Source organism: Ornithinibacillus halophilus (assembly GCF_900129485.1).
GTDB lineage: Bacteria > Bacillota > Bacilli > Bacillales > Amphibacillaceae > Ornithinibacillus > Ornithinibacillus halophilus.
The window spans coordinates 1-2,469 of sequence record NZ_FQVW01000098.1; the positions used below are offsets into that span (position 1 = coordinate 1).

1 protein-coding gene is annotated in these 2,469 nt (G+C 37.9%); it reads right to left on the reverse strand.

From position 1 onward, the window contains the following. Window positions 1–332: 332 nt before the first annotated feature. Complete coding sequence (gene pepF / locus BUB12_RS17325; protein WP_072892165.1) at window positions 333–2,150, reverse strand: oligoendopeptidase F; 1,818 nt, start codon at window positions 2,148–2,150, stop codon at window positions 333–335. Window positions 2,151–2,469: the final 319 nt, after the last annotated feature.

The following is a 2,469-nucleotide window of genomic DNA, read 5'->3' on the forward strand; positions in this document are numbered from 1 at the left end:
AGGCGACTACTTGAATAAACTTCTTTGCTGCCTTGTACCGAGGAATTGACTTCTTAGACTTTCTAGTAGACGCAGGTACATCTTTTGGGGTCTTCAGACACGTGCTATTCACGCAGGAGTCGACTGCCATCCGCTCCAATCAACAATTTATATTGCAATATAATAAATCTATATTGACCTCGAAACTAGCGAAGTGTATTTTCCCTAGAAATCGACTCTCGTCTATACTATAATTTGCACTAACATCAAAAAATCCGAACAAACTTGTTCGGATTTTGATTTATCTAAAATACTTTTGTCCCAGCCTCTTGAATTAAATCGACTTTCAAATTTTATTCGTAGCTTTTTTCTAGTTCATCAACTAGTGAGCCTACATATGCAACTGCTTGTTTAATAGCATCTGGTTTAGACATATCCACGCCAGCTTTTTTAATTAGATCAAGAGGTTTTAATGTGCCACCAGCTTTTAGGACATCTAACCATTGATCAACGGCTGGTTTTCCTTCTTCCTGGATTTTCTGTGCAACTGCAGTTGAAACAGTTAGTCCTGCTGAATATGTGTATGGATACAATCCCATATAATAATGTGGTTGACGCATCCATGTAAGTCCTGCACCTTCATCGAACTCCACCGCATCTCCCCAGAAGTTTTCAAGAGCTTCTTGTTTTTGCTGGGATAATACATTTGCAGTTAATGGAGTCCCTGATTCAGCTAGATCGTACACTCGGCGTTGGTATTCACCTTCTAGTAGGTGAGTTACAAAGTTATGATAGTAAGTTCCCAATAATTGAGTAATTACCCAACGTTTCATACGCTTATCGTCTGTTTTCTTCATTAAATGATTTGCTAGTAATAACTCATTAATAGTAGAAGGTGCTTCTACGAAATAGGTTGATGGACGAGTATTTACTAGTGCGTTATTTTTACCAGCTAAATAGAAATGACCAGCATGTCCTAATTCATGAGCTAATACGAAAGCTCCACGCATTGTATCAGTCCAAGTAATTAATATATATGGATGCACACCATATGGGCTCGCACAGAATGCACCTGTTTGCTTCCCAACATTATCAGCTAAGTCTACCCAACGGTCATTTAACCCTTTTTGCATGATGTCACTATATTCAGGACCCATCACTTCTAATGCTTCTAATATAACGGACTTCGCTTCATCATACGTTGTTTTTGGATTAAATTCTGGATCAAGTGGTGCTTTAAGATCACTATAGCGCAATTCCTCTAATCCAAGCTTTTCTTTTTTCAATTTTGCATAGCGACGCATATGAGGTGCAAGTTCTTTTTGAATCACATCTAATTGATTGTGATACATTTCTTTTGTCACTTGCTGTGGTGCAAGCAGCATGTCAGTAACTGACTCATACCCACGTAAGCGAGACATCGTTACTTGCTTCGTTACCTCTGTAGAATACGTAGCAGCAAACGTATTTTTATATTGATTCAACGTCTTAGTGAATGAATCATAAGCATCACGACGAGTTTTCGTGTTGGAATCAATTTCATATCGATCTTCATATAATGCAGCAGACATTGGTAGTTCATTACCTTCTTCGTCTGTGATTGAATCGAAGACCATATCAGAAGATTTGCTTCGACCATAGATCATGTATGGTGCACCGTGAACTTCACTGAGTGCTGCTAATGTTTCTTCGATCTCTGGAGCTAATGTATATGGCTTATCTTCTAATGTATCTTCTAACATTTTCTTGAAAGTCACTAAGCCAATTTCTTCTTCTAAGTATTGTTCTACTTGTTCATTTGATAGAGTTAATAATTCTGATTGAACGAATGATAGTTTCGCTCCAATACTCGCCATTGCAGATGAAACTCTTGCAGAATCTCTTTGGTTGTTAGGATCACTTCCATCAGCGCTAGAACGTAAACTTGCGTACGTTCCCACTCGAACAAGTCGCTTTCTATAATTTTGTAATGCAGTTAACCCATTTAATAGAGTTGTAGCATCACTAACTAATTTTCCTTTATATTGAGTGACTTCACTAATATCTGCTTGTACAGCTTCTAGTTCTTTTTCCCATTCTTTATCGGTGGAAAATAGATCGGTTAAGTCCCATTGCTGTTCTTCAGGTACTTCAGAACGCTGTAGACGTTTTGCTTTAGTAGGTGTAGTCATACGAAAAATTCCCCTCTCTAATATTAAATATTATTTCGTTACTCTAAGTATTATAATATAAAATGAGATAGAATGATATGATTTTTCAGTATTTTTTAGAAAAATTTCCTAACTTTCCATTTGGAGTTCATGTTTGGTAGAGAATGTGAGTTATGTTCGGGACGATGGGTAGGTAGTGTCAGTTCCCTTAGGAGAGGGAGAAGGTGGAAAGGTGATTGATAGAAGTTCTCGATGCCCTTTTGAGAGGAAAGGTAGGGCGAAAGGTAATTGATAGGCGCTCTCGATGCCGGTAGGAAAAGAAAAGTAAGAGCTACGGTAA